We start from the raw sequence: 6,743 nt of genomic DNA, 5'->3' as shown, positions 1-6,743 counted from the left end.
TATTTTATCGTATTGACTAGCTAGTTTTTGATGCAAGCAGAGTGCATCTTATAAGCTAGCCACAGCAAAGCTTTGATAGTTTTCGGAGATGTCTAGTAAAGGCTATTTAGTTTAGTGACTCATCTTTGGTCTACAAGGGGCTATCGCTTTTTTTACTTATTGCTGTGTGAAATTAAGTCTCCAGATAGTGTGAACCTGACTACAAAAGAACTTAAGCTTGGCGTATAAGTTCAGGGAAATAGTGATGAATAAGGAAACAGTTCCTAGTCAAGCTGAAAAGTCTAGTCCAGAAGGCGATCCATTGCAACTAGATCCAGAGGTACTGGACAAAATCAAACACCCTGCGAGAATAGACGATGTTATTAGGGAGCAATCACCAGAAGAACGTAAAAGTAACCCAGCTTTAGTACCGGAAATGATCGATGATCCAACTGATGATTGATTGGGTTTGCGAAAAAGTAATCGAAATGCTCTGATTCCCGGCTTCTCTAAGAAGTCGGGAATCTTGTTATTAGTCTGTTGTTACCCAAGATTATGCAGTTCCTGATATATTTCTGGCGTGTTAATGTCTAATAGCACAGCCGGAGTATCAAATTTCACTTGATGAATTACTGGATAAAATTCTTTGACAGGAATTTTCATATAGTAGTTTAATTTTCAATGATTTGTTACCTAAATTTTGATGTATAGTATTGAGCAAATAAAATCTATCTAAAGATATTAATTGTTTATACAAAAAGATAGTTGATGGCAAGATAAATATTATGGGAAAAGACATATAATCGTGTAGTTTAGCTAACAAAAAGGAAACAAAATTTGTCAGACAGCTATTTGGATTACTGTAGACTTTCAAAAGGTGAAGCAGAGAATTAACGTAATTACTGCTCAGATTGAGGAAGTGCTAATTAAGTACCCTACTCTAGATGAAATCCCCAAATTGAAAGGCGAGAACAACTAATTTTGGGAAAATAGCTACTCAAAATATATTAAAAAGCCACATGCAACTGGCTGATACAACTGCTACTAGCCTGTCTCTTGGCTTATTCCAGATAAAAGTACTGTAACGATAATGACGCACTCTCCAAAATCAGAAAATAACCAGAAACCACCTAATCGTCGTTTATGGCTCCTCCTTTTAGGACGTACCAGTTTGGCTCTCGGTGTCGTTTTGCTGGTTGGAATTGCAGTCGGTGCTTGGTGGGCTAGAAGCTATATATATAAAGATTTAGCGCCATTAGTACAGCAAAATCTCGAACAATTGCTTGGACGTCCAGTACAATTAGGGAAAGTTGAACGTTTTTCGCTAAATAGTCTAAGATTTAGCTCTCTATCAATACCAGCAACTTCCACAGATCCAGATCAGGTAGTAGCAAAAGCCTTAGATGTCCAGTTCTCGCCTTTGCAACTCCTCCTTACCCGAAAATTAGAATTAAATGTCACCTTAGTTCAACCCAATGTCTACATCCAACAGGATCAGGATGGTCGCTGGATTACAGCCCAAGTCAAGGCTGGGGAAGGAAAAGGTGCTATTCAAACTGACTTGGAGACACTTCAAATTCAAGATGGGAATGTAGAGTTATCGCCAGCCTCCGGGGCAACTAGACCGAAAGGGTCAGTAATAATAAATCAATTTGGTGGTATTGCCCGATTTTTTGATCAAAATCAACGAATTGATTATGACATTAATGGTCAACTCGCTAGGGGAGGCACAGTTAAAATCTCTGGTGAAACACAAACAAAAGCTCAACAAACTAACCTCAAGCTGCAAACGCAAAATTTACAAGCATCTGATATAAGTCGATTAATTGAGTTACCAATTGCCTTGCAAGCAGGGCGAATAGAAGCTGATTTAGGGGTTCAGATTCCACCGAAACTGTCAGAAACAGCCGTTACAGGAACAGCTACAGCTAATCAAATCGTTGCTAAAATTCCTAAGATTCCTCAGCAAGTTTCTAATTTTAATGGCAGATTTCTATTTCAAGGTCAGACAGTTTCTTTAGAAAATCTGAATACAAACTTTGGCAAAGTTCCTATTGTGGCTAATGGCACAATTAACACCCAAACAGGTTTTAATCTCTCTGCTCAAATAAAACCAGTTAGTGCAAAAAATATCTTAGACACGCTGAATGTAAATTCGTCAGTCCCAGCTAGTGGCGAAGTTCAAGCAAATATTAAGGTAGGCGGCGCATTACAGCAACCAGTTGTTAGCGGTACATTAAGCAATACAAAACCTATTCAAGTTGACCGCGTTCTCTTCACAGCCGTCAATACTGACTTTCGCTTGAATGTATCTCAAACTGCTTCTCAAATTGCTGTCTCCAATCTGAAAATAGTCCCCGCAGCAGGTGGTCAAATCACAGGAGGCGGTCAAGCTAATATGGGAGCAAAAGATAATGTAATCTTTAATGCTCAAGTTGATGGTGTATCCGGGGATATACTAGCGCGTAGCTACGGCGTTGCTCTACCGATCGCAGTTGGCAATATTTCAGCAAAAGCAGAAGTTTCTGGTTCACTTGGCAAACAACCATTGAAACTTGATGTTTCCAGTGTGCAAGTAACGCCGCCAACAGGGGGAAGAATTACCGCCAGTGGTCAAGTTCAACTAGCGCCTCAAGGTGAAGTAGCTTTAGGTATTCAAGCTCAAGGTTTACCAGGAAACGCGATCGCTCAAGGTTATGGTATATCGACTCCGCTTAACATTGGTGGTATATCTGCGAATGCTAAAGTTTCTGGTTCTCTAGGTAGCCCACTAAACGTAAATGTTGCTAGCGTTCAAGCAAACCCAGAGGTGGGAGGGCAAGTAACAGCTAGCGGTCAACTTCAGCTTTCACCCCAAGGCAGGGTGGCATTGAATGTCCAAGCCCAAAATTTACCAGGAGATGCGATCGCAAAAGCATACAACTCTTCACCCTCCATCACCATTGGTAATGTATCAGCAAATGCCAATATTTCTGGTACTCTGAATAGTCTGCAAACAGTCGCGCGGGTGCAAGCGCCGAAAGCCACCTATCCCACTAGCGGACGAGTTGTTGTTACCAAACAAGGACAGAATATTGTTTTCCCCGATGCGGTTTTGAACGTCGCAGGTGGGACAATCAGGGCTAGTGGTCAGCTTGCACAAGAACGCTGGCAAGGAGTTGTCAACGCTTCCCAAATTCAACTCAATCGGTTCTCACCGCAACTACGAGGACGGCTTAATAGTAATATTCAGTTAGCAGGCACAACAAAATCTTTTCAGCTTGCAGATATTCGCGCTGGTGGGCAAATCCGCCTTTCCCAAGGGGTAGCACTGCTGGCAAAACCGCTTACGGCTCAATTTCAGTGGAATGGGCAGCAGATTATAGTTAAAAATGCAGGTACCCCAGGATTGAGTGCTAATGGTGCGATCGCTATTCAGTCTCCACCAAATGTAGCACCCAAAATTGCCGGATTTAATTTAAACGTACTGGCGCAGAATTTCAACTTAAAAAATACAGGCTTTCAAGTTCCTGGAGACGTAGCATTAGCAGGATTACTTGATTTTAATGGGCAAGTTACAGGTACTCCAGATGTACCGCAAGCTAATGGTAATATCCGGCTGCGGAATTTCAATGTGAGTAACTTGAAATTTGACCCACTTTTAACTGGAAACGTGAATTTTCAAGGCGGACAAGGGGCAAGTCTGCGATTAGCCGGGAAGCAAGATAGGATTGCCCTTAACGTAGGTGCAGATTATCGTCCAACTTCATTTTTAGTCAAGCGGGGTGGCGCAGTTACCACAGGTAGAACTGAGGGAGAGAACTTACTCATCAACGCTCAACAGTTCCCGATAGCTTTGGTTGGGGGCTTTTTACCGAACAATCAATTGAAACCTTTGGCGGGGCAACTATCGGGAAATTTAGTTGTTAATTTGAATAATTATGCCATTGCGGGAGACGTTGCGATCGCAGCGCCTCGTGTTGCCAGAGTTGCAGCAGATGAATTTCGCGGCAGCATCAATTATGCTGATGGTACTGCTAGCTTGACTAATGGTCAATTGCGGATTGCAGATAGCAACATCGCCCTCAGTGGAAATGTAAAAACAGGCAATGACCCGCAATTTCAATTCCAAGCTAATTTAGACCAAGCCAAAATTGAGAGACTATTACAAGCGTTTAATATCTTTGATTTTAAAGACCTTAATACCGGATTGCAGCCTCCAAAATTGGCTGGAGCAGACGTACTTGATACCAAGCCTGCCAGTTTGCCCAATGCAGATTTGAAAACCCAGTTAGCATATTTCTCAAATATTGCAACATCAATAGCAAAACAACAGCAACAAGAAACCAAAAAAGCCGCATCTTTACCCACCCTTGCAGAATTAACGGGTGTTTTGAGCGGAGGAATTACAGCTAATGGCTCGTTAAAATCTGGGTTAAATGTTGGCTTTAATTTTCAAGGTACTAATTGGCAATGGGGTGAATACTCGATTAATCAAGTCGTTGCTCAAGGCAATTTTGCTGATGGTGTCGTCACACTTTCGCCCTTGAGTGTCGGGATAAATCAAGGACTGGTGGCTTTTACCGGACAGTTAGGAACTGAGCAACTATCTGGAAAGTTGAATGTAGCAAGTCTGCCTCTATCGCTTTTACAACCTTTTATAGAAAAATACCCGATAAATATCACTGGTAATGTAAATGCTGATGCCACCTTGGGAGGTAGTGTACAAGATCCGAGAGTGCAAGGAAAAGTGGCACTGGCTAATGCAACTCTCAACAAGCAACCTGTGCAAACAGGACAGGTGAACTTTGACTACAACAATGCTCGCTTGAATTTTGACAGTACTTTGTTAGTGACTGGAACCCAACCAGTTGCAATTACAGGTAGCGTACCTGCTGCTTTGCCTTTTGCCAAAGTGCAACCAGATAGCAATCAAATCAGCATCAACGCCAGCGTTAACAATGAAGGATTGGCACTGTTAAATGTGTTTACCAACAATCAAGTCGCTTGGGTAGATGGTCAAGGACAAGTAGATTTAAACGTTAAGGGTACTTTAAACGAACCAATTATTAACGGAAATGCCACACTCAACAATGCAACTTTTCGCGCTGAAGCCTTATCTGAACCCCTAACGAATGTCACAGGGACAGCGCAATTTAACGGCAATACAGTGAATGTCCAAGGTATCCAAGGCACTTACAATAAGGGGCAAATAAATGCATCAGGTATCCTGCCAATTTTTGCTCCTCAGCAAGCCCTAGCGAATCCCCTGACAGTATCAATAGCAGACAAACTCAATTTTAAGCTTGCAGGATTGTATCAAGGCGGTGTAGGCGGTGATGTTGTAATTCGCGGAACAGCACTAAAACCTGTAATTGGTGGAGATATTCAGCTGAGTGATGGTCAGGTAATCATTGGAAATACTACTGCTAAGACAAAATCAGCAGCTACAGCTCAAACTAACGCTAACGCCATAAATAGAGAAGAGGTTAAAGTTAATCTCACACCTACAGCAGAGAATAATGCTGCTGGTAATCTTACACCTACAGCAGAGAGTAATGCTAGCCCAGTAACTACAGCAGATACTAACGCTAGTGCAGTAACTCCACCTAATTTACCTATACAGTTTGCAGATTTAAAGTTAAGTTTAGACGATAATATTCGTGTTACCACCCAGTCACCACTCGGCTTTATACCGGGAGGAGCCGCATTGAGTCAGCCGCTATTGAGCTTTGATGCCAAAGGTGGCTTGACGATTAATGGTACATTAGCCAAGCCGCTTCCTGAAGGAGTGATTCGTTTGACAGGAGGACGACTCAGCTTATTTTCGACTGAGTTTACCTTGGCACGCGGCTACGAACAAACTGCGCGGTTTAGTCCAAGTCAAGGACTTGACCCTACTTTGGATGTTCGACTTACCGCAATTGTACCGGAAACATCAGCAAGGAACAGTCAAACTTTGGAATCACCATTGTCTGCTGAAGTCAGCGATGTTTCTGCTAGCAACTTCGGGACTTTACGTACCGTTACCGTTCAAGCCAGGGTCAACGGCCCAGCTAGTAAATTGGGTGACAATCTAGAGTTGACAAGTGAACCTAGCCGTAGTAAAGGAGAAATAGTTGCTTTACTGGGTGGCTCGATTCTCAATTCTTTTGGTCAACAAGCAGATGCAGGACAAGGGCTGACTAATTTCGCTAGCTCTACCATTTTAGGTAGTTTGCAAGGAACTATTACTGCGATCGGACAGGCTGTTGGTTTCAGCGAATTTAGGATATTTCCCACCCCAACCACTAGTAATGAAACAACAACAGCTTCAATTCTGAATTTATCAGCAGAGGGTGTGTTTGACATCAATAGAAATTTCTCTGCCTCTTTATCACGGCCTTTATCTACAAATGAGTCTTTCCGTTATAACGTGCTTTATCGACTCAATGATGAAATTTTGATGAGAGGCTCAACTAATTTAGGAGATGAAAATCTATTGCAAGTTGAGTATGAAACCCGATTTTAGATAAATACAGTTCATATTCCGCCCTTCAAAATGTCATTCTTTAATACTTAAACAAATCTTACGAAAAATGGTGAGATTTTTAAGTATTAGCACTGAGGCATTATCGGCTTTTAGCGCTGCTAATTAGGCCGTCGTGGACATTGTTATCCAACTATCATTAGGATATTAGGAAAAGATTTTGGTTCTTCAGTACTTGTTATGCTAAACTAATAATTAAAGTGCCCATTTAATAAGCATCTTACTCTAAAATTATTAAAGTTTCTGAATCCATAAG

At 41.7% G+C, this 6,743-nt stretch carries 2 protein-coding genes; both read left to right on the top strand.

What is annotated here, in order from left to right:
• Nucleotides 1-244: 244 nt before the first annotated feature.
• A complete protein-coding gene (locus V7K25_RS26585; protein WP_335162176.1) occupies nucleotides 245-442 on the top strand; it encodes a hypothetical protein in 198 nt (65 codons plus the stop codon).
• 627 nt (nucleotides 443-1,069) lie between these two features.
• Nucleotides 1,070-6,469, top strand: a complete 5,400-nt coding sequence (locus V7K25_RS26580) for a translocation/assembly module TamB domain-containing protein (RefSeq protein ID WP_335162174.1) — start codon at nucleotides 1,070-1,072, stop codon at nucleotides 6,467-6,469.
• Nucleotides 6,470-6,743 lie beyond the last annotated feature (274 nt).

Source organism: Nostoc sp. (assembly GCF_036919495.1).
GTDB lineage: Bacteria > Cyanobacteriota > Cyanobacteriia > Cyanobacteriales > Nostocaceae > Nostoc.
Note: the sequence above shows the minus strand (reverse complement) of the source record. Positions and strands in the feature narration are given on the sequence as shown.